This window comes from Promicromonospora sukumoe 327MFSha3.1 (assembly GCF_000385135.1).
Lineage (GTDB): Bacteria > Actinomycetota > Actinomycetes > Actinomycetales > Cellulomonadaceae > Promicromonospora > Promicromonospora sukumoe_B.
This window is the reverse complement of the sequence record NZ_ARQM01000010.1, coordinates 1175353-1196407: the sequence shown is the minus strand read 5'-3', so window position 1 is coordinate 1196407 and position 21055 is coordinate 1175353. Positions and strand designations below refer to the sequence as shown.

The window sequence follows — 21055 nt, the reverse complement described above, 5'->3', positions numbered from 1 at the left end:
CTCACCCCGCTCGCACCCGCGGGACCGATGAGTTCGGCCGCGCCTCGGCGTCGGACCGGCATGGGAACGCTGCGCTACACCGCGAACATGTCCGCCGACGGGTACACCGTCGACGCCCAGGGAAGCTTCGACTTCGCCCGGCCGACCGACGAGCTGCTCGCGTTCGTCAACGAGACCGAGGCCGACTCCGCCGTCTACGTCCACGGCCGGCGCATGTACGAGACGATGGTCTACTGGGAGACCCACGAACCGGGCCCCGACCCGAACCCGCACGCGGACCGGTACGCGGAGATCTGGCAGGGCGTCGACAAGGTCGTCGCGTCGTCGTCGCTGTCGCCCGACGCCGTGACGTCGGCCCGGACACGGCTCGTGCGCGACCTGCAGCCGGGCGAGCTGCGGCGCATCGTGAACTGCGCGCCCGGCGTCGTCTCCATCGGCGGGCCGACCGTGGCCGCCGACTTCATCCGGCAGGGTCTCGTGGACGACTTCCGCTTCGTGGTCTACCCCGAGGTGGTGGGCGGCGGGCTGCCCGCGCTGCCCCGGGACGCGCGGCTGAGCCTGCGCCTGGTGGAGTCCCGGACCTTCGACAGCGGGTGCGTCTACCTGCGCTACCTCCCGCGCTGAGGCAGGCTCGTACCCGTGACCACTCTCAACCTGCCCGTGCAGCCCCCGGTCCGGCCGATGCTCGCCAAGAGCGTGCCGTCGGTGCCCGCCCAGCCCGCCGGCGACGACGCCGGCCCCGCGTACGTCTACGAGCCCAAGTGGGACGGGTTCCGGGCCATCGTCTACCGCGACGGCGACGAGGTACGCATCGACTCCCGCAACGCCAAGCCGATGGAGCGCTACTTCCCGGACGTCGTCGCGGCCGTCCGCGAGGCCCTGCCGGAGCGGTGCGTGGTCGACGGCGAGATCGTCATCGCCCAGCGGCCCGGGCACGGCGCCGCGCACCTGGACTTCGAGCTGCTGTCCCAGCGCATCCACCCCGCGGAGTCCCGGGTGCACATGCTCGCCGAGACGACGCCGGCGGCGCTCGTCGTGTTCGACGTGCTGGCGCTCGGCGACGACGACCTCATGGACCGCCCCCTCACCGAACGGATCGAGACCCTGGACGGTCTGGGGCTGACCGGCCCGCTCGTGTTCGCCACGCCCCGCACCCTGGACGCCGCGGTGGCCACGGAGTGGTTCGGCTCGTTCGAGGGAGCGGGCCTGGACGGCGTCGTCGCCAAGCCCGCGGACGGCCCCTACGCCCCCAACAAGCGCACGATGCTCAAGATCAAGCACACGCGCACCGCCGACGTCGTGCTGGCCGGCTACCGCCTGCACAAGACGTCGACGCCCGAGGCGCCGCTGCTCGGCTCCCTGCTGCTGGGCCTGTGGGACGAGACCGACGACGGCCCGCGCCTGCAGTTCGTCGGCGTCGCTGCGTCGTTCTCGGCGACGCGGCGCGCGGAGCTCGTCGCCGAGCTGGCGCCGCTGGTCGTGGAGCCGGGCACCGACGCGGCCCAGGAGCACCCCTGGCAGGGCTGGACCGACCCCACCAAGGCCGAGGCGGGCGACCGCCTGCCCGGCGCGCAGTCGCGCTGGAGCGCGGGCAAGGACCTGTCGTTCACGCCGCTGCGACCCGAGCGCGTGCTGGAGGTGGGCTACGACCACATGGAGGGCTCCCGGTTCCGCCACACGTCGCAGTTCAAGCGCTGGCGTCCCGACCGCGAGCCGGAGTCCTGCACGTACGAACAGCTGGAGGAGCCGGTCAGCTTCGACCTGGGCGAGCTGCTCCCGGGCGCGCCCGGGACGGCCTGACAGCGCCCGCCGCCCGCTCCACCGCCACGGCCACGCCGTCCAGGACGGTCTCCAGCCCGAACCGGAAGTCGTGGTCCGGGCCCTCCTCGGCGATCTGCTCGGGCTGTTCCTGCTCGAACAGCCCCGAGCCGAACAGCGCCGCCACCTCGGGGAACCGGTCCGGGCGCACCAGGCGAGCCATCGCCCGCCCGTACTCCTGCTCCGACTGCGCCTGGTCCAGCCCTGAGCCGGCCCGCGCCGCGGACAGGTCCGCCGCGAGCTGCGACGCGGTGCGCACGTAGCCGCTCACCAGCGTCACCACGCCCACCTTGGCCGCCCAGTCGAGGTCCGTGCCGCGCAGGGCCGCCAGGCCCGCGTCCATCCGCGCCAGGCCGTGCGGGCCCGACGGCGGACCCTGCACCGGCAGGTGCACCAGCCACGGGTGCCGCAGGTACATGCCGCGCACGTCGGCCGCCCAGCAGCGCAGCGCGGTGCGCCAGGCCGGGTCGTCGCCGACGTCCGCCGCGGCGTCCGCCCCCTCGGTGCCCGGCGCCGCCTCGGCGGGGCCGCTCGCCTGGTCCGCCATGAGCACCAGCAGCTCGTCCTTGGACCCCACGTAGCGGTACAGCGACATCGGCGTGACGCCGAGCTCCTGGGCCACCTTGGGCAGCGTGACGCCGGCCAGGCCGCCGCGGTCCGCCAGCCCGATCGCCGCCCCGACCACCTGGTCCACGTCCAGGACGGCGCGGCGGCCCAGCCGGGACGGCGCGCCAAGGCGCCAGAGCCGCGCGAGACCGGCGGGCACGTCGTCCGCGGCGGGAAGCGTGGCGCCGTCGTCGGGCGGGCCACCGGCCGGGGTCTCGGGATCGCTCACGTGGCTCATGATCACACGTCCTCGCTGCTGCCGGGTCCGGGCGGAGCATCCGGCGCTTATTACTGTACGGCTTATAGTTTCATGAGTATGTTAATGCCGCGCGCGTCACCACACCCACCCACGCACCGAGGAGAGACCCATGACGACAGCCGCGGACCCAGCCGGCGCCGCTCCGGCGTCCGGCACCCGAACCGCACCGCACACTCGCGGTCCCGTGCGGCGCGCGGAGCGCGCGCTCGCCCCCGACCTCGCCCGCGGCGCGATGCTGCTGCTGATCGCGCTCGCGAACAGCATCGGCGTGTTCTTCGCGAACGCCCCCGGCCTGGACCCCACGCCGCACGGCGCCGAGCGCCCGTGGATCGTGCTGCTGTTCCTGTTCGTGCACTCCCGGGCGTTCCCGCTGTTCGCCTTCCTGTTCGGCTACGGCCTGGTCCAGCTCGCCGCCCGGCAGGACGCCGCCGGCGCCACGCCCCGGGAGGTCCGCCGCATCCTCGTGCGCCGCAACGCCTGGCTGCTCGCCTTCGGCGCGGTGCACGGGGTCCTGCTCTACTCCGGGGACTTCCTCGGCGCGTACGGCCTGGTCGGCATCGCGTTCACGCTGCTGCTCCTGCGCCGCTCGGACCGGCTCTACCGGTTCGTCCCGGTGCTGATCGCGCTCGAGGTGCTCGCGTCCCTGGCGCTGCTCGTGCTCGTGACGCTGCGCCTGCTCTCCCCCGGCCCGGCCGGTCCCGCCGACGCCGCCGCCGTGCCCACCAGCCCGATGCCGTCGGTGCTGGCGCCCACGTTCCTCGACGGCGTCGTGGCGCGCCTGGGCGAGTGGCCGGCGCACACCCTCACGGTGCTGCCCTTCATCCTGTTCGTCTGGATCGGCGCCTGGGCCGCCCGGCGACGCATTCTTGAGCAGCCGGGCGACCACCTGACGCTGCTGCGCCGGGGTGCGGCCGGCGGGCTGACGATCGGCGCCCTCGGCGGCCTGCCGATGGGCCTGCTCGCCGCCGGCTGGCTCACGGTCGACGCCGGTACGGCCGGCCTGGTGACCACGCTGTACAACGCTTCGGGGACGCTCGGCGCGATCGGCTGGACGTGCCTGTTCGGCCTCCTGGCGCACCGCATCACGGTCTCCCGCGCTGCCCGGTCAGCGAGCGGCCGCGCCGCGGACGGCGGCCGGGCCGCCGCGCTGGTGGACGCCGTCGCCGCGCTCGGGCGCCGGAGCCTGTCCGGCTACCTGGTCCAGTCCGTGGCGTGGCTGGTGCTGGCCGCCCCGTTCCTGCTGGATCTGCCGCGGCACGCCGCCAGCCCCACGTTCGCCGCGGCCGGTTGCGCGGTGGCGGTGTGGGCCCTGACCGTGGTCGGCGCCGCGGTGCTGGAACGGCGCGGCGACCGGGGCCCGGCCGAGAACCTGTTGCGCCGGCTCACCTACGGGCGGCGCTGACCGGGGCGGTCGGTCTAGGTCGAGCCGTCATTAGTCGGGCCGTCGTTGGTCGAGCTTGTCGAGACCCGGGTCTCGACAAGCTCGACCAGCGATCGGCCTCCGGTCACACCGGGAGCTGCGGCCGTTCGACCGGCTTGGTGCCGGTGATGCGGTGCACGTCGAACACGCCCTCGACCTTGCGGACCGCCGAGAGGACGGTCGCGAGGTGGGCGGGCTCGGCCATCTCGAAGATGAACCGCGAGACCGCGAGCCGGTCGTCCGACGTCGAGACGAAGGCCGACAGGATGTTGACGTGGTTCTCGGACAGCACGCGCGTCACGTCCGACAGGAGCCGGGACCGGTCGAGCGCCTCGACCTGGATCTGCACGAGGAACATCGTGTTCGCGCCCTGCGTCCACTCGACCTCGACCAGCCGCTCGGGCTGCTTGCGCAGCCCGTCCAGGTTCACGCAGTCCGTGCGGTGCACGCTCACGCCCTGGCCGCGGGTCACGAAGCCCACGATGTCGTCGCCCGGCACCGGCGTGCAGCACTTGGCGAGCTTGACCCAGACGTCGGCCGACTCGGAACCCTTGAGCATGACGCCCGGGTCCCCCGACCGCACGCGCCGGGCCGTGAGGCCGCCCGGCCGGGCCGCCTCGGCGACGTCCTCCTCCGCACCGTCCGCGCCGCCCAGGGCCTTGACGAGCTTGTCGACCACGTGGGCCGAGGAGATCTGCCCCTCACCGACGGCCGCGTACAGCGCGGACACGTCCTGGTAGTTCATCTCGTCCGCGACCCCGACCAGGGTCTCGTGCGACATGAGGCGCTGGATCGGCAGGCCCTGCTTGCGCATGGCCTTGGCGATCGAGTCCTTGCCGGTCTCGACGGCCTCCTCGCGGCGCTCCTTGGTGAACCACTGGCGGATCTTGTTGCGCGCCCGCGGCGACTTCACGAACCCGAGCCAGTCGCGGCTCGGCCCCGCCGTCTCCGACTTGGACGTGAGGATGTCGACGACGTCGCCGTTCTCCAGCGGGGAGTCCAGCGGCACCAGGCGGCCGTTGACGCGGGCGCCCATGGTCCGGTGCCCCACCTCGGTGTGCACCGCGTACGCGAAGTCGACCGGCGTGGCGCCGCCGGGCAGCGCCATGGCCGAGCCCTTCGGCGTGAAGACGTAGACCTCGTCGCCGCCGATCTCGAACCGCAGCGAGTCGAGGAACTCCGCCGGGTCGGCGGTCTCGCGCTGCCAGTCCACGAGCTGGCGCAGCCAGGCCATGTCCTGGTTCTTGGGGTCGTTGGCCCCCGCGGCCGGCGTCTTCTCCTTGTACTTCCAGTGCGCCGCGACGCCGTACTCGGCGCGGCGGTGCATGTCGTGCGTCCGGATCTGGATCTCCACGGGTTTGCCGCCCGGGCCGATCACCGTCGTGTGCAGCGACTGGTACATGTTGAACTTCGGCATCGCGATGTAGTCCTTGAACCGGCCGGGGACCGGGTTCCACCGCGCGTGCATGGCGCCGAGCGCCGCGTAGCAGTCGCGCACCGTGTCCACCAGGACGCGCGTGCCGACGAGGTCGTAGATCTCCGCGAAGTCGTGACCGCGCACGATCATCTTCTGGTAGATCGAGTAGTAGTGCTTCGGCCGGCCGGTGACCGTGGCCTTGATCTTCGCGCTGCGCAGGTCCGACTCGATCTGGCCCTTGACCACACCGAGGTACTCCTCGCGCGCGGGCGCCCGCTCGGCCACCAGGTGCACGATCTCGTCGTACACCTTGGGGTACAGGGTCTGGAAGGAGAGGTCCTCCAGCTCCCACTTGATCGTGTTCATGCCCAGCCGGTGGGCCAGCGGCGCGTAGATCTCGACGGTCTCGCGCGCCTTGCGCTCCGCCGACTTGGACGGCACGTACTTCCAGGTGCGGGCGTTGTGCAGCCGGTCGGCGAGCTTGATGACCAGCACGCGGATGTCCTTGGCCATCGCGACGACCATCTTGCGCACGGTCTCGGCCTGCGCGGCGTCGCCGTACTTGACCTTGTCCAGCTTGGTGACGCCGTCGACCAGCAGGGCGACGTCGTCGCCGAAGTCGTTGCGCAGCGTGTCCAGCGCGTAGTCGGTGTCCTCGACCGTGTCGTGCAGGAGCGCGGCCGCGATCGTGGTGCCCTCGAACCCGAGCTCCGCCAGGATCGTGGAGACCGCGACGGGGTGCGTGATGTACGGGTCGCCGCTCTTGCGCATCTGCCCGCGGTGGGCCTTCTCGGCCACCACGTAGGCGCGCTCGATGAGGGCGACGTCGGCCTTCGGGTGGTTGCTGCGGATCGCCTGCAGCAGCGGCTCGATCGCCGCAGGGGTGCCGCCGCCGATGCTGCGCACGCCCAGGCGCACCAGCCGGTTGCGCATCCGGTTGCCGCCCGGAGGGGTCGGCGGGTTCTTCTCGGGCACCGGAGCGCGTGACACCGTGTTCTCCGCCATGTACGCGCCTCCTTCCCCGGGACGAAACCCGGAGTCGACAGTCTAGCCCTGGACCTCTATGCGCCGTCCGACCCGATCATTGACCGGACGGGGTGTCCACCCGCAGGAGAGTATCGACGTTGTGGCCCTGGAGCCTGTCGCGGCCGTGAAGTGCCTCGAGCTCGATCAGGAAGGCGAGCCCCGAGACCACGCCGCCGCACTTCTCCACCAGCTCTGCTGCGGCCGCCGCGGTACCGCCCGTGGCGAGAACGTCGTCGATGATGAGAACGCGCGCACCGGGGGTCAATGTTCCCGCACGCAGCTCGATGGCCGCCGAGCCGTACTCCAGGTCGTAGGAGACGCTGTGGGTGGGCGGCGGCAGCTTGCCGGCCTTGCGCAGGGGCAGGAAGCCAAGGCCGAGCGCGTGCGCCACCGGCGCGCCGAGCAGGAAGCCACGGGCCTCCATGCCGGCCACGACGTCCACGCCGTCGGCCAGCGCGAGGCGCGTGAAGGCCTCCACGACGTCGGCCAGGCCCTCGGCGTCGGCCAGGAGGGGCGTGATGTCCTTGAAGAGGACACCGGGTTCAGGGAAGTTCGGGACGTCCGCGATCAGGTCGCGAACGCGCGTCGCCCTCTCCGGCACCAGGCCGGAGAGGGCGACGTCGGTCATGTCGTCTGCCACGAGGCGTGAGCCTACCGGCGACGCCTGGGCTGAGCAGACTGTCCCTGGTGGTGACCCGGGACGAGCTGGGCCGAACCGGACGCGGCGGCGGCAAGCTCACCCTCGTCCGCGCCCTCGGCCACGAGGCCCGCCCGCAGGTCCATGACCTTCTTGGTGTGCGCGGCGATCTTGGGCTCGCGCTCCCGCAGCGTTACGTCCAGCGGCGTGGCGAAGAAGAGCGACGACAGCGCGCCCGCCGCGATACCGACGAACAGCGACAGCGAGATGTCCTTCAGCGTGCCGGCCCCCAGCAGGAAGCCACCGACGAAGAGGATGCCCGCGACCGGCAGCAGGGCCACCACGGAGGTGTTGATGGACCGGACCAGGGTCTGGTTCACCGCGAGGTTGGCGCGCTCGGCGTAGGTGCTGCGCGTCTGCTCGGTCACCGCGGCGGTGTTCTCGCGCACCTTGTCGAAGACGACCATCTTGTCGTACAGAGAGAAGCCGAGGATGGTCAGGAAGCCGATGATCGTCGACGGCGTGACCTCCCAGCCGATGACCGCGTACACACCGGCCGAGACCAGCACGTCCGTGAGCATCGCCACGATGGCCGCCACCGACATCCGCCAGGCGCGGAAGTAGATCGCCATGAAGACCGCGGCCGCCAGCACGAACGCGACGGTGCCCCACAGGGCCCGCATGCTCACGGACTGGCCCCAGGTCGGGCCGATGAAGTTCGACGTCACCTCGCTGACGTCTACACCGTAGGCGTCGGCGAGGGCCTGGCCGACCTGGTCGGTCTGCTGGTTGTCGAGCTGCGAGACCTGCACGCGGACGGCGTTGGCGCCAACCTGGCTGACGTGCGGCTCCTCGCCCGGGGCGACGGTGGCGACCGCGTTGATCGCGACGTCCTCGTCCGTGGTCGAGGTGCCGGACACGGTGAACTCGGAGCCACCGCGGAAGTCGATGCCGAGGTTCAGGCCCTGGAGGCCGAGCACGAGGACCGACGCCAGGGAGAACGCGGCGACGATCGAGTACCAGAGCTTGCGCTTCTGGACGATCGGGTACGACTTACGACCCGTGTAGAGGTCGTTACCCCACTGAGCAAAGCCACCCCGCGCCATCAGTGCTTCTCCTCGTTCTGAGCCTGCTGGGTCGCGTCTGCGGACCCTGCGGCAGCCTTGCGCTCGGCGGCACGCCGCTCGGCGATCGTCATCCGGCGGCCGTCGTCGGCGGTGCGCGGGGCAGGAGTCACGGACTGTGCCGTGACCAGCTCACGCTCCGGCTCGGACGCGGCGTCGTCGGGGGCGTGCGCCGCCCCGGCCGACGGGGCCGAGATCCGGCCGGCGCCCCGGTACCGCGGCGTCACCTCGATCCGGTCGGCGGACAGGCCGGAGGCCTTGTGCCCGTCACGGAAGAACGGCACCTTGGCGAGCAGCTCCATGACCGGGTGCGTGAACCAGATGACCACCATGACGTCGATGATCGTGGTCAGACCCAGGGTGAACGCGAAGCCGCGCACACCGCCGACGGTCATGAAGTACAGGATGACGGCCGACAGCAGGTTGACGGCCTTGGCGGCGTAGATCGTGCGGCGGGCACGGACCCAGCCGCGCTGGACGGCCAGCCGCAGGGACCGACCGTCACGTAGCTCGTCCCGGATACGTTCGAAGTACACGATGAACGAGTCGGCGGTGAAGCCGATGGCCACGATCAGACCGGCGACACCCGGCAGGGACAGGCGGTAGCCCATGCCCCAGCTGAGCAGCGCGATCACGACGTAGGTCATGGCGGCGGCCACGACCAGCGAGGCCACGGTCAGCAGGCCGAGCGTGCGGTACTGGAACAGCGAGTACACGACGACCAGGGCCAGACCGATCAGACCGGCGAACAGACCACGCTGCAGCTGCTCGGAACCGAGCGTCGCGGAGATCTGGTTCTGCCCGTCGACCTGGAAGGTCAGGGGCAGCGAGCCGAAGTTGAGCTGGTTGGCCAGCGTGGCGGCCGACTGCTGCGTGAAGGAGCCCGAGATCTCCGGGCGCCCGTCCGTGATGACGACGCCAGGGCTCAGCGAGGGCGCCGAGATGACGAGGCCGTCCAGCGTGATCGCGAACTGGTTGCGCGGGCTCTCCAGCGTGTTCAGGCGCTGCGTCGACTCCCGGAAGAGCTTGGTCCCCTCGCTGTCGAGGTCGAGCTGCACCGCCCACTCGTTCGTGACGGTGCCGTTCGCACCCGACCGCAGGCCCGAGCTCGCGCTCGAGATCGCGGTGCCGTCCACCTCGACCGGTCCGAGGATGTACTTGGCCGCGCCCGTGGCGTCGCACGTGACGAGCGGAAGCTCCGGACGGTCGCCGCCGCCACCCTCGAGGTTCTTCGGGTCGGTGCAGTCCAGCTCGTCGAACCGGGCCTGGACCGACGGCGTGATCTGCGCCAGGTCCGAGGGGTCCGTCGCGGCCTCGACCGCCTTCTGCTGCTCGGCGATCTCGTCCTTGGTCAGCTGGCCGCCGACGGGCGCGTCCGCCTCGGCGTCCGCACCGTCGGCCTGGGCGCCGTCGCCCTCGCCGTCCGCGGAGGCCGACGGCGACGCCGACGGGCTGGCCGAGGGCTGCGCCGTCGGGGTCGGGTTGCCGATGGTCAGGACCGGGCGGAACTTCATCTGCGCGGCCTTCGAGATCAGCGCGACGGTCTCGTCGTCCACCTCACCCGGGATCTCGACCACGATCTGGTTGTTGCCCTGGCTGGCGATCTCGGCCTCGGTAACGCCGTTGGCGTCCACCCGCTGCCGGATCACGCCGATGGCCTCTTCCATCGCCTCGGGGGTGATCTCGGAGCCGTCGGAGGTCACCGCCTTCAGGAGGACCTGGGTTCCGCCCTGGAGGTCGAGGGCCAGACCGGGTGCAAGGCTCGCGCCGTCCGGGTTGTCGCTCGACTTGCCGTCGAGCTGCCAACCTGCCAAGAGGGCGCCGAAGGGCAGCAGGATCGTCAGGATCGTGAGGAGCACGATCGTGCGAACCGGCCGCGAGCGCCGGGTGTCAGTCGCCAACGTCTGTCTCTTCTCGTGTGCGCGCCGGGGTACGTCCGGCGCGGGTAAGGCGCCGCCCGGGGTCACCGGACGGCGCAGCCGTCACTTGCCGTCTGCGTCGGCGTCCCGTCGCTGCTGGTCCCGGTACTCGCGCTGGGCGGTGTCGAGGCTGGACAGGTCGTCGGGGACGTCGGTCGCGTCGGGGCTGATCGTACTTCCCGTTTCGCTCTTTGCTGTGACGTCGGACTCATCCGCCGTGATGTCGGTGTCCTCGTCGTCGGCGACGGGCTCCTCGACCTTCTTGGAGATGGCGGCGCGGAGCCAGGTGGTCTGGCTGCCGGCGACGGACTCGATGGTCACCTGGTCGGCGGCCTCGTCGACGTCGACGACGGTCCCGATCATCCCGGAGGCGGTCATGACCTTGGTGCCGACCGTGAGGTTGTTCCGGAACTCCGCCGCCGCGCGCTGCTGCTTGCGGGTGCGGGAGGACATGAAGAACATCGCCACGAGGAGGATCGCGACGAGAATAAACATTTCCACGGTGAGGTCCCTGTTCGATTGCTGTGTCGGATGTGCTGCGCACGTTCGGTGGCGCAAGTACGACGAGGATCCAACCCAGTGTAGTGCTCGCTCGGGCACGGATCCTCGGGCGCCCCACGGTAGGGGCACCACCTGGACAACGTCAGGGGGCGGTCAAAGTTCCCGTGGCACCGGATCCGGGCGGTGTGAGTCCCAGGTGCTCCCAGGCGGCGAGGGTCGCGACGCGGCCCCGCGGGGTGCGGCCGACCAGGCCCTCGCGGACGAGGTAGGGCTCGGCGACGGTCTCGACGGTCTCGGCCTCCTCCCCCACGGTCATCGCGAGGGTGGACAGGCCCACGGGCCCGCCGCCGAACCGGGTGCACAGCGCGGTGAGCACGGCGCGGTCGAGGCGGTCCAGGCCGATGGGGTCGACCTCGTAGACCTCCAGGGCCGACTTGGCCGCGTGCAGGTCGAGCTTGCCGTCGCCGCGCACCTGCGCCCAGTCGCGCACGCGGCGCAGCAGGCGGTTGGCGATGCGGGGCGTGCCGCGGGAGCGGCCGGCGATCTCGTGGGCGGCGGCGTGGTCGAGGTGCACGCCGAGCAGCCCGGAGGAGCGCAGGATGACGCGCTCCAGCTCCTGGGGCGAGTAGTAGTCCATGTGCCCGGTGAACCCGAAGCGGTCCCGCAGCGGGGCGGGCAGCAGACCGGAGCGAGTGGTGGCGCCGACCACGGTGAACCGGGGCAGCGCGAGCGGGATCGCGGAGGCGCCCGCGCCCTTGCCGACCACGACGTCGACCCGGAAGTCCTCCATGGCGACGTACAGCAGCTCCTCGGCGGGGCGCGCCAGGCGGTGGATCTCGTCGATGAACAGCACGTCGCCCTCCTCCAGGGAGGACAGGACGGCGGCGAGGTCGCCCGCGTGCTGGATGGCGGGTCCGCTGGTCAGCCGCAGGTGCGACTCCAGCTCGCCGGAGATGATCATCGCCAGCGTGGTCTTGCCGAGTCCGGGCGGTCCGGACAGGAGCACGTGGTCGGGCGGGTTGCCGCGCGCGATCGCGGCCTGCAGCACCAGGGAGAGCTGGTCGCGCACGACCTGCTGCCCCACGAAGTCGTCCAGCCGCTTGGGCCGCAGGGCGGCCTCGGCGGCGCGCTCGATCTCGTCGGCGCTGGGCGCGACGATCCGGCCCCCGCCCTCCGTCTCGGTGGAGACGTCAGCCACGGTGGCCTCCCAGCAGGCGCAGCGCGGCGCGCAGCGTCGAGGCGACCTCGTCGGCCGCCACGGTGTCGGCGCCCGCCTCGGCGAGCACCTTGGCGACGGCGTCGTCGGCCTGCTTGGCGGGCCAGCCGAGGCCCGCCAGGGCCTCCACGACGCGCTCGGAGTGGTCGGTGGTGCCCGGGGCCGCGGCGGGGGCGGCCTCGGCCACGCCGGTGCCGGACGGCGGGCCCAGCCGGTCGCCGAGCTCGAGCACGATGCGCTGCGCGCCCTTGCGGCCGATGCCCGGCACGCGGGTCAGGGCGGCGAGGTCCTCGCCGGCGACGGCGCGGCGCAGGGCGTCCGGGGTGTGCACCGCGAGCATCGCGAGCGCGAGGCGCGGCCCGACGCCGGAGACGGTCTGCACCACCTCGAACACGTCGCGCTCGTCGGGGTCGGCGAACCCGTACAGGGTCATCGAGTCCTCGCGGACCACCATGCTCGTGGCGACGCCGGCGCGCTCGCCGACCCGCAGCCCGGCCAGCGTCGTGGGCGTGGCGTGCACCAGGTAGCCGACGCCGCCGACGTCGACCACCGCACGGTCCAGACCTACGTGGGCCACGGTCCCCGTCAGCGAGGCGATCACGGGCTCCCCCTCCTATCGAACGTTCGTGCGAGGAGCCTAACAAGCGAGAGGGGTCCGCCGGGGAGGCACGCCGTCAGCGGCGGGGGCGCTGCTTGGCGGCCTGCTCGGCCGCCGCCCACGCGCGCTGGGCGGGCGTGAGCTCGTGCCGGTCGCCGCCCTGCAGGGCACCGGCGGGGCGCCACAGGTGGCAGACGGCAAGGGCGAGCGCGTCGGCGGCGTCGGCGGGCCGCGGCGCCTCGTCGAGGTCGAGGATGCGGGTGATCATCGTCGTCACCTGCGCCTTGTCGGCCCGGCCCGAGCCGGTCACCGCCGCCTTGACCTCCGACGGGGTGTGCAGGGCGACGGGCACTCCGCGGCGGGCCGCGGCCACCATGGCCAGGCCCGCCGCCTGGGCGGTCCCCATCACCGTGCCGACGTTGTGCTGCGCGAAGACGCGCTCGACCGCGACGACGTCCGGCACGTGCTCGTCGAGCCAGCGGTCCAGGCCCTCGGCGATCTTGAGCAGACGCAGGTCCGTGGACAGGTCGACGTCGGAGCGGATCACCCCGACCGCGACCATCCTGGCCCGCCGTCCGGGCAGCGAGTCGACGACGCCGACGCCGCACCTGGTCAGACCGGGATCAACACCGAGAACGCGCACGGCGTCAGACTCTCACGGCATCGGGCTCGGTCTCGACAGGCTCGACCAGCGCGGACGGGCTCGACCAGCGCGGACGCGGCCGGGGATGGGTGCTACTCCTCCTCGTCGAGCGCCGCCATGACCTCGTCGCTCGCGTCGAAGTTGGCGTAGACGTTCTGCACGTCGTCACTGTCCTCGAGCGCGTCGATGAGGCGCATGATCTTGCGGGCGCCCTCGACGTCCACCTCGACCTGCATGGACGGGTGGAAGATCACGTCGGCGGAGTCGTACTCGATGCCGGCCTCCTGGATGGCCGTACGCACGGACACCAGGTCGGTCGCCTCGGTGAGGACCTCGACGACCTCGCCCTGGTCGGTGACGTCCTCGGCGCCGGCGTCGAGCGCGGCGAGCATGACCTCGTCCTCGCCCACCCCGTCGGCCTTCGGCACCACGATCAGGCCCTTGCGGGAGAACAGGTACGAGACCGAACCCGGGTCGGCGAGGTTGCCGCCGTTGCGGGAGAACGCCAGGCGCACCTCGGAGGCGGCGCGGTTCTTGTTGTCGGTGAGGCACTCGACCAGGACGGCGATGCCGTTCGTGCCGTAGCCCTCGTACATGATCGTCTGGTAGTCGACGGCGTCGGCGCCCTCGCCCGAACCACGCTTCAGCGCGCGGTCGATGTTGTCGTTGGGGACCGACGACTTCTTCGCCTTCTGGACCGCGTCGAACAGCGTCGGATTACCGGCGAGATCGCCGCCACCCGTCCGCGCAGCGACCTCGATGTTCTTGATCAGCTTCGCGAAGAGCTTGCCGCGCTTGGCGTCGATCGCGGCCTTCTTGTGCTTGGTCGTGGCCCACTTGGAGTGACCTGACATGCCTCTACCTGACTCCTTGCATTTCGATGGCTCTTATCAATGGCGCTCGAACTCGGCAACGCCGAACGGCGGCGAGAAGGCCGCTCAGCCGCCCGCAACCATGCTGACGAACAGCCCGTGCACGCGCGCGTCCCCCGTGATCTCGGGGTGGAAGGCGGTGGCGAGCAGCGACCCCTGCCGTGCTGCGACAATCCTACCGGCGGCCGCCACAGGACGGCCCTGCGTATCCACAGCCGGGATGCGGGACAGCACCTCGACCTCGGGCCCGGCCTCCTCGATCCAGGGCGCGCGGATGAACGCCGTGCGCACCGGTCCGCCCGCGCCGACGTCGGAGATGCCCGCGACGTCGAGGTCGGTCTCGAACGAGTCGACCTGCCGCCCGAAGGCGTTGCGCCGGACCACGACGTCCATGCCGCCGACGGTCTGCTGGTCGGCGGTGCCGTCCAGGATGCGGTCGGCGAGCAGGATCATCCCCGCGCACGAGCCGTACACCGGCAGACCCTCCTTGATCCGGGCCTGCAGCAGGTCGCGCAGCTCGAAGATGCGCAGCAGCTTGTCGATCGTGGTCGACTCCCCGCCGGGCAGGACGAGCCCGTCCACGGCCGCCAGCTCCGCCGGCCGGCGTACGGTGACGCCGCGCGCGCCTACGGACTCGAGGGCTGCCAGGTGCTCACGGACGTCTCCCTGCAGGGCCAGGACGCCGATGGTCGGAACGCTCACAACCGTTCATTCTACGGCGGCAGTCGACAGACCTGGGACGTCACGGGTCGCCCCGCCCCCAGCGGTCGCCGCGGGCCGACCCACGGGGCGAGTACTACCCCGCCAGAGAGGTAACGGAGACGTAGCAACGTTCCCTCTGTGTTACCTCCTTGGCGGTCGTGGTTCCGTCCTGGACGGGCTCAGTCGTCGAACTGCTCACCCAGGTGCCGCACCTGGCCGTCCCAGCCGGCCACCAGGTGGTCGACGACGTCCGGCAGCTCGGGCGGGAAGACTTCCAGCGGCTGCGCGCGCAGCTGTGCCGCCGTCAGCCAGCCCGTCTCGTCGAGCAGCTCGCGCTCGGCGTCGGTCCAGCCGTCGGCCGTCACCTCGACGGCGTCCGGGATGCGCGCGAGGTAGAAGACCTCGTACTGCCGGCACGTCTCGGCGTAGAAGTCGAAGATGCCCGTGCGTGTGAGCACCGGTCCCACCAAGGCCCCGGCCGGCAGGTCGATGCCCACCTCCTCGCGGGTCTCACGCAGCGCCGCCTGCACCGGGGTCTCCCCCGCGTCGATGCCGCCGCCCACCGTGAACCACCAGGACCGTTCCGGCTGGTTGACGTCGTGCCCGCGCATCACGAGCACCCGGCCGGCGTCGTCCATCAGGATGACGCGCGCCGCCGAGCGCTCGCGGACGCCGTCCGGCCCCGGCACCCAGTCGTCCCCGAGGGACGTGGTGCCGGGCCCGACCTCGGGCGGCGAGGCGGGCCGGTGCTGGTCGGCGGTCTCCGGCGGGAACCCGGTCATGCGGCCTCCTGGTGCTGGGGCGTGCTGGTGCTGGGGCGTGCTGGTGCCCACAAACTACCTCCCGCACCCGGGGCCGAGATTCTGCGCGCAGACCTCACCTGGGACGGGATGCCGCGAGAACTCGAGCTGGACGGAGATGACGGCAGGGCCGGCTGAGCCAGGTCCGGCCGCCTCGCTGTCAGGACCACGTGCTCCAGGTACGGCGCCTACGTCGTCGTGCCTGGAAGTCGCTTCGGAGATCCGTGGCGATGCCGAGCGGCTCCTCGAACGAGGCCGTCGTCTCGGGGCTGGGGGCGACCGGCGGACCACCACCCAGGTACGCGATCGCCGCCGAGACGTACTCCGCCCATCCGAGATCGCCGCGTCCGTCAGGCCCCGTGACGAACGACCGCATCGCCGGAACCGCATCCGGTCCGACGACGAGGACGCTGGCGGTCGTCAACGCGTCCACGGAATGTCGGTTGGCCGTGCTCCACGCCCCTCATACGTGCTCACGTTCCCGGCCAGGCGTCACAGCGCCAGCGCGACGTCGAGCGCCTCCTCGGCGGCACACGGGTGGTCGGGCACGACCCCGACGCCCTCCCAGTTGGTGCCGGTCACGGCGTGCACCGACCGCGCGATCGGCACGTGGAGCTGCAGGTGGGCGGTGAGGTCGAACGCCTCCCGGGGATGAGCCCCGCCCACCGTCGTCTCGCCGACGACGTCCGCCCGGCCGAGCGCCTGCAGGTCGTAGGCGAGCTCCTCGCCGCCGCTGAACGTCCGGCTGCTCGTGAGGACGACGACCGGCACGTCCGGCAGCCGCGGCGCGACCTCCGGCGTGGTGGACGACGGCTCGACGGTGCCGTCCCGGTGCACGAGGTCCAGGAGGTGCACCGGCTCGTCGCCGAGCAGGTGGCTCACCAGCAGCGCCACGGACTCGGGTACGCCACCCACGCAGTCACGGAGGTCGATCACGAGCCGACGCACGCCCTGCAGCAGCGTGAACGCCGCCGACGCGGCGGGGCGGACGTACTCCGGCGGCAGGATCAGCGGGCCGATCTTCAGCAGGCCGACGTTGCCGTCGAGACGACGCACGTCGCTGATGGCGGGGCCGTGTTCCCGGGCCAGGGCGGCGAAGTACGCGCGTACCCCGTCCTCGTCCTTCTCGGGCGGTACGCCCTCCGGGTAGTGCCGGACCCGCAGGTGCCGGTCGCCGTTGACCGACTGGAGGACGGCCGTTGCGGCCTCGGCGAACGCGGGCTCGTCGGCTGCGTCGGCGGTGAGCCCGTCGAGCGCATCGGCGACGCCGGCTGCCACGTCGGGAAAGACGTAGTGGGTTCGGACGAGGTCCTGGACCTGCGCGATCAGCATGCGCGCAGTCAACCGAAGCGCCTGACGGAGCGTCAACGGGGTTTCCGCGGGTCCCGCGGCCACCGGCGGCCCGGCCGGTTCACCGCCGCGGGTTCGCCCGCCTGGTCGGGGCCGCCGTCAGCGGGTCCTCCGGCCACGGATGACGCGGGTAGCGGGCGCGCATGTCGGCCCGGACCTGGGGGTAGCCCTGCTTCCAGAACGACGCGAGGTCGCTCGTGATCGCGACCGGGCGCTGGGCGGGCGACAACAGGTGCAGCACGACCGGGACGCGGCCGTCCGCGACCGCCGGGGTGGCGGTCCAGCCGAAGACCTCCTGCAGCTTCACCGCGAGGACCGGCGGCTCGACGCCGTCGTACGCGAGCCGGACCTCGGAGCCCGACGGGACCCGGAGCCGTTCCGGCGCGAGCTCGTCGAGCCGGGCCGCCTCGGGCCAGGGCAGCAGACGCCGCAGCGCCGAGGCCACGTCGATGCGGGCCAGGTCGCGCGCGCCGCGCACCGACGCGAGCTCCGTGCCCAGCCAGTCGTCCAGACCGGCCAGCAGCGCCTCGTCGGCGACGTCGGGCCACGGGGCGCCGAGGTGGGCGTGGCAGAACGCCATCCGTCCCCGCAGGGCGACGGCGGCCTCCGACCAGCGCAGCGCGGACAGGCCGCTGCGCCGGAGCCCGTCACGGACGGCCGCCTGGACCAGCAGCGGGTCGGGACTGGCCAGCGGGGCGTCGGCCAGCACGATCGCGCCGAGCGCCTCGACGCGCCGCGTCACGACCCGGCCGTCGTCCCAGCGGATCTGGTCGGTGGTCGTGACGAGCTCGCCCGCGACGTCCCGCGCCGTGGCCTCGTCGATCGGCGCCGCCGAGCGGATCCGGGCGTCGGCGCGACCGGGTGCCCGGTCGGCGATCGCGATCGCGAGCCAGGTCGTGGTCCGCAGCGGCGACTGCGCGTCGAGCGCGGCGCCCGTGCCACCGGACATCTGGTACGTGACCGAGTCGCTCCCCCGGACCCGCGCGATCCGGTCCGGGTACGCCAGCCCGACGACGATCCCGGCCGCGAGATCGTCCGGCAGCCCGGTCGTGCCCCGGTCGGCCGGCACTCCCGCAGGAGTAGCGCCCCGGCCGAGCCGCTTCGTCTCCTCGCGCCAGCGGGCCGTGGCGCCGCGGTCGTCACCACGGCGCAGGGCCCGCCAGCGGGCCGGCAGGTCGTCGCCCGAACCGCGGCCCGAGTCGTCCGAGAGCAGCGCGACGACCTCACGCGCCCGGTCGGCGCCGACCCGGGGAGCGCCGTCCAGCAGCGCACGGGCCAAGCGAGGATGCGCCCCGACCGCCGCCATCCGCCGGCCCCGCTCCGTGATCCGGCCGGCCTCGTCGGTGGCCTCGATGCGGTGCAGCAGCTCGGTGGCCGCGGTCATCGCCGGTGCCGGCGGCGCCTCGAGCAGGGTCAGGCCGGCGCCACCGGGTGCGCCCCACGCCGCCAGGTCGAGGGCGAAGCCCGCCAGGTCGGCGGTCGCGATCTCCGGCGCAGCGTGGTCGTCGAGCCGGCCGTGGTCGGTGGCGGACCAGCACCGGTAGACCCGCCCCGGCGCCTCGCGCCCGGCGCGCCCCGCGCGCTGGTCGGCCGACGACCGCGAGACCCGGCAGGTGACCAGCGCGCCGAGGCCACGGGACTGGTCGGTCCGCGGCTCGCGGGCCAGCCCGGCGTCGACCACGACCCGGACCCCGGGCACGGTCAGCGAGCTCTCCGCGACCGACGTCGTCACCACGATCCGGCGCGTGGCGGACGGCGTCACCGCGCGGTCCTGCTCGGCCCGGGACTGGCGGCCGAACAGGGGCAGCACGTTCTGGTCGGCCAGCCGCCGGGTCACCCCGTTGATCTCGCCCTCCCCGGGGACGAACACGAGGACGTCGCCCTCGTTCTCGGCCAGGGCGCGGCGGACGACGGCGGCGACGTGGTCCAGCAGGCGCGGGTCCACCCGCCCACCGGGGAGCAGCGGCGTGGCGACCGGCGGCGGCGCCCACTCGACCGCGACGTCGAACTGCGCCGCGGACGCGGTGACCACGGGCGCCGGGACGTCCGTGCCCAGGGCGCGGCTCAGCCGCACGGTGTCCGCCGTGGCCGACGTCGCGACGATCGCCAGGTCGTCGCGGAGGTTCGCCCGGACGTCGATCGCGAGCGCCAGCAGCAGGTCGGCGTCGAGGTGCCGCTCGTGGCACTCGTCGATCACGATCGCGGAGACGCCCGGCAGCTCCGGGTCCTGCTGCAGACGACGCACGAGGAGCCCCGTCGTCACGACCTCGACGCGCAGGCCCTTGCCGCCGCTGCGTTCGCCGCGCATCGCGTAGCCGATGCGCTGGCCGAGAGGTTCGCCGACGAGCGTCGCGAGCCGGGTCGCGGCCGCGCGGGTCGCCATCCTGCGCGGCTCGGCGACGATGACCGTGCCGCCGAGCGCGTCCGCGAGCGCGAGCGGCAGCAGCGACGTCTTCCCCGACCCGGGCGGCGCGACCAGCACGGCGGTGCCGTGCGACCGCACGGCGTCGACCGTGGCGGGCAGGACCGCCCGGACGGGCAGACCCGCCCCGGGCACCGAGGGTTCAGGCAGCAGCACGCCCCGACGCTAACCGATCGGTACCGGCCTTGACGCCGTCCGGTGTCGGCCGCGCACCCACCCGTCGCTCAGCCGACACCGACGGACTGGCGCCGGGGCTCGATGACAGCCACGACACGCTCCTGCCCGCGGGGATAGGGCGAACCGGTGTACTTCGTGGCCAGCCGGTCCACGATCGCCCAACCCGCGTCACCGTCGATCCATTCGATGACCTGTCCACGGATGACGACGGGCTCGAACGGGTTGTCGACGGGTGCGATCGACAGCGCCACCCGAGGGTCGCGCCGTAGGTTGCGTGCCTTGCGCATGGTCGGTCCCGTGAAGAAGACGATCAGGTCGCCGTGCGTCCCGACGAAGACAGGGGCCGCATGGGGCGACCCGTCGGGCAGGACGGTGGCCAGGTGGGCGATCGAGGCGCCGTCGAGAACGCGACGCACGTCGGGGTCCAGCATGGAGGTGCTCCTTCAGCGGGGGTTTGCGGTACGCCGCGCGACGTAGTCCGTGACGGCGGTGGCGATGTCGAAGGCCCGGGTGAAGCCGGTGTCGGCGGTGAGCCGGGTGAGGTCGAGGTAGGGGTCAGCCTGGGGTTCGTCCTGCGGTCCGGATGTCCTGGCGACCTGGTGCGGCATGTGTCGAACCTACGAGTCACGTACCGGCGGTTCTTGAACGAATCGAGCATGCCGGACGCGAGGCTCAGACCAGGACCGGCACCGTACGACGGGTCGTGAGGAAGGGCAGGTAGGAGGCGGAGTGCTCGTGGCCGCAGGCGCACCGGTCGACGTCGCCGCCGAGGAGCCGGCGCGGGGTGAGCCCGGTCAGGCGCAGGCACTCCCGGCTGAGGTGTGCCTGGTCGGCGTACCCGGCGTCGATCGCCAGCTCCGCCACACCGTCCGCCCTGCGGCGGCCCGAGGCCGTCGCGCCCGCCTGGGCCAGTGCGAGGAATCCCTGGAACCGCAGCGTCCGCTGGAGGACCTTGGGCGTGACCCCGACCGAACGCAGGCAGCGGCGGCGCAGCTGGCTCGCCGAGAGCGCCAGGTGGTTGGCCAGAGCGTCGATGTTGACCGGCCGCCAGGGCATCAGTGCCTGGACCGCGGCGCCTACCACGCTGTCCGGACGACCTGCGCCCCGGAACTGCCGCACGAGATGGGACTGCAGCAGGTCGAGCGCCCGCTCCGGCGTCCCCGCCCCGGACATGGCGTCCAGGAGCTGGTCTCCGGCGCCTGCCCACAGCTCCGTCAGGCCGATGCGCTGGTCCACGAGCTCGCCGAGCTCCACGGGAAGGGGCAGCGCCGTGCCGGGCCGGAACCGGACACCCACGACCGTGGTGCGTGCGGGGATCACCTCGATCTGGGGACCGGTCAACGGACCGAGAAGCCAGGGAGGGCTACCGATCGGGAAGTGGATCTCCACGCCGCCCGTGGGCAGGTGCCGCTGCACGTACGCCGCGTCGCCGGTCCGCTGCACCCAGACGGTCCGGACGACCCCGGCCAGTACCGGCAGCGGCGCGCGCTCGACGTAGGACCCGGTCATCCTCGTACCGAAGCGCCTGATGGGGAGCGGCGTCAAGGT

General features: G+C 72.6%; 21 protein-coding genes. 3 read left to right on the top strand and 18 right to left on the bottom strand.

Features of this window, described 5'->3' with window-relative positions:
* Positions 1-60 precede the first annotated feature (60 nt).
* Together H291_RS0109080 and H291_RS0109075 are read left to right on the top strand one after the other, a co-directional pair.
* Positions 61-624 carry a dihydrofolate reductase family protein gene (locus H291_RS0109080; RefSeq protein WP_020014671.1) on the top strand — a complete coding sequence of 188 codons (564 nt, stop codon included), beginning with the start codon at positions 61-63 and terminating at the stop codon, positions 622-624.
* A gap of 57 nt (positions 625-681) precedes the next feature.
* Positions 682-1800, top strand: a complete 1119-nt coding sequence (locus H291_RS0109075) for an ATP-dependent DNA ligase (RefSeq protein WP_033326440.1) — start codon at positions 682-684, stop codon at positions 1798-1800.
* Here H291_RS0109075 and H291_RS29285 read toward each other — a convergent pair.
* On the bottom strand, positions 1751-2662 hold the full coding sequence (locus H291_RS29285) for a TetR/AcrR family transcriptional regulator (RefSeq protein WP_084468084.1): 912 nt from the start codon (positions 2660-2662) through the stop codon (positions 1751-1753). The genes H291_RS0109075 and H291_RS29285 overlap by 50 nt on opposite strands.
* Before the next feature lie 130 nt (positions 2663-2792).
* On the opposite strand from H291_RS29285, the gene H291_RS0109065 reads away from it, so the two are divergent.
* Positions 2793-4085 (top strand): DUF418 domain-containing protein, encoded by a 1293-nt coding sequence (locus tag H291_RS0109065; RefSeq protein ID WP_157236786.1) that lies wholly within the window; start codon positions 2793-2795, stop codon positions 4083-4085.
* Positions 4086-4188: 103 nt separating this feature from the next.
* Here the strand turns inward: H291_RS0109065 and H291_RS0109060 are convergent, their stop codons facing one another.
* From H291_RS0109060 to H291_RS0108980, 17 genes are all read right to left on the bottom strand, one after another.
* On the bottom strand, positions 4189-6525 hold the full coding sequence (locus H291_RS0109060; RefSeq protein WP_020014667.1) for a RelA/SpoT family protein: 2337 nt from the start codon (positions 6523-6525) through the stop codon (positions 4189-4191).
* Between the two features lie 76 nt (positions 6526-6601).
* On the bottom strand, positions 6602-7174 hold the full coding sequence (locus H291_RS0109055) for an adenine phosphoribosyltransferase (RefSeq protein ID WP_020014666.1): 573 nt from the start codon (positions 7172-7174) through the stop codon (positions 6602-6604).
* 23 nt (positions 7175-7197) lie between these two features.
* The gene (secF, locus tag H291_RS0109050; protein WP_020014665.1) at positions 7198-8289 is read right to left on the bottom strand and encodes a protein translocase subunit SecF; all 1092 of its coding nucleotides are present in this window, start codon (positions 8287-8289) and stop codon (positions 7198-7200) included.
* Positions 8289-10208 carry a protein translocase subunit SecD gene (secD, locus tag H291_RS29280; protein ID WP_232216011.1) on the bottom strand — a complete coding sequence of 640 codons (1920 nt, stop codon included), beginning with the start codon at positions 10206-10208 and terminating at the stop codon, positions 8289-8291. Before secD ends, secF begins: the two co-directional genes overlap by 1 nt.
* Positions 10209-10289: 81 nt before the next feature.
* Positions 10290-10721: a preprotein translocase subunit YajC gene (gene yajC, locus H291_RS0109040; RefSeq protein WP_020014663.1), complete on the bottom strand. Its 432-nt coding sequence runs from the start codon at positions 10719-10721 to the stop codon at positions 10290-10292.
* A gap of 148 nt (positions 10722-10869) precedes the next feature.
* Positions 10870-11925 (bottom strand): Holliday junction branch migration DNA helicase RuvB, encoded by a 1056-nt coding sequence (gene ruvB, locus H291_RS0109035; RefSeq protein ID WP_020014662.1) that lies wholly within the window; start codon positions 11923-11925, stop codon positions 10870-10872.
* A complete protein-coding gene (gene ruvA, locus H291_RS0109030; protein WP_020014661.1) occupies positions 11918-12544 on the bottom strand; it encodes a Holliday junction branch migration protein RuvA in 627 nt (208 codons plus the stop codon). The genes ruvB and ruvA overlap by 8 nt, the downstream gene beginning before the upstream one ends.
* 73 nt (positions 12545-12617) lie before the next feature.
* A complete protein-coding gene (gene ruvC, locus H291_RS0109025) occupies positions 12618-13184 on the bottom strand; it encodes a crossover junction endodeoxyribonuclease RuvC (protein WP_026365555.1) in 567 nt (188 codons plus the stop codon).
* Between the two features lie 92 nt (positions 13185-13276).
* Positions 13277-14038 carry a YebC/PmpR family DNA-binding transcriptional regulator gene (locus H291_RS0109020; RefSeq protein ID WP_020014659.1) on the bottom strand — a complete coding sequence of 254 codons (762 nt, stop codon included), beginning with the start codon at positions 14036-14038 and terminating at the stop codon, positions 13277-13279.
* 84 nt (positions 14039-14122) lie between these two features.
* A complete protein-coding gene (gene pdxT / locus H291_RS0109015) occupies positions 14123-14758 on the bottom strand; it encodes a pyridoxal 5'-phosphate synthase glutaminase subunit PdxT (protein WP_020014658.1) in 636 nt (211 codons plus the stop codon).
* A gap of 179 nt (positions 14759-14937) precedes the next feature.
* A complete protein-coding gene (locus H291_RS0109010) occupies positions 14938-15540 on the bottom strand; it encodes an NUDIX hydrolase (protein ID WP_020014657.1) in 603 nt (200 codons plus the stop codon).
* 178 nt (positions 15541-15718) lie between these two features.
* Entirely contained in the window at positions 15719-15982 is a 264-nt protein-coding gene (locus H291_RS0109005) for a hypothetical protein (protein ID WP_157236785.1), read from the bottom strand.
* 68 nt (positions 15983-16050) lie between these two features.
* On the bottom strand, positions 16051-16953 hold the full coding sequence (locus H291_RS0109000; RefSeq protein ID WP_269637074.1) for a S41 family peptidase: 903 nt from the start codon (positions 16951-16953) through the stop codon (positions 16051-16053).
* 16 nt (positions 16954-16969) lie between these two features.
* Positions 16970-19486 (bottom strand): ATP-dependent helicase HrpB, encoded by a 2517-nt coding sequence (gene hrpB / locus H291_RS0108995; protein ID WP_020014654.1) that lies wholly within the window; start codon positions 19484-19486, stop codon positions 16970-16972.
* A gap of 68 nt (positions 19487-19554) precedes the next feature.
* Positions 19555-19938 carry a TIGR03618 family F420-dependent PPOX class oxidoreductase gene (locus H291_RS0108990; protein WP_020014653.1) on the bottom strand — a complete coding sequence of 128 codons (384 nt, stop codon included), beginning with the start codon at positions 19936-19938 and terminating at the stop codon, positions 19555-19557.
* A 12-nt stretch (positions 19939-19950) separates the two neighbouring features.
* Positions 19951-20115 (bottom strand): hypothetical protein, encoded by a 165-nt coding sequence (locus tag H291_RS33710; protein ID WP_020014652.1) that lies wholly within the window; start codon positions 20113-20115, stop codon positions 19951-19953.
* A gap of 64 nt (positions 20116-20179) precedes the next feature.
* A complete protein-coding gene (locus H291_RS0108980) occupies positions 20180-21016 on the bottom strand; it encodes a DUF6597 domain-containing transcriptional factor (protein ID WP_020014651.1) in 837 nt (278 codons plus the stop codon).
* Between the last annotated feature and the right edge of the window lie 39 nt (positions 21017-21055).